This window comes from Streptomyces sp. 13-12-16, from assembly GCF_002114215.1.
Classification (GTDB): domain Bacteria; phylum Actinomycetota; class Actinomycetes; order Streptomycetales; family Streptomycetaceae; genus Streptomyces.
The window spans coordinates 3,795-4,036 of record NZ_NCTE01001374.1; the positions used below are offsets into that span (position 1 = coordinate 3,795).

1 pseudogene is annotated in these 242 nt (G+C 75.6%); it reads left to right on the forward strand.

The features are described 5' to 3' along the window. Positions 1 to 242, forward strand: a pseudogene (locus B7767_RS41100) (class I SAM-dependent methyltransferase); the annotation flags it as partial.

The following is a 242-nucleotide window of genomic DNA, read 5'->3' on the forward strand; positions in this document are numbered from 1 at the left end:
GCCGCGGGCACCTGGCGATCCTGCTCGGCCTGCTCGCCGAGTCCGAACACCCCACCGTCGCCGGGCCGGTGGCCCGCGCGGTCCGCGCCCACCTGGACGCGTACCTGGGGCTGCTGCGCACCGAGGGCATCGGCACCCCGCTGACCCTCGCCCTGCTCTACCTGCTGTCGCACTTCCCGGCCGACCGGGACCGGATCCTCGCCGCCGTCTCCGGACTGGAACTGGACCCGGCCGACCTCTCC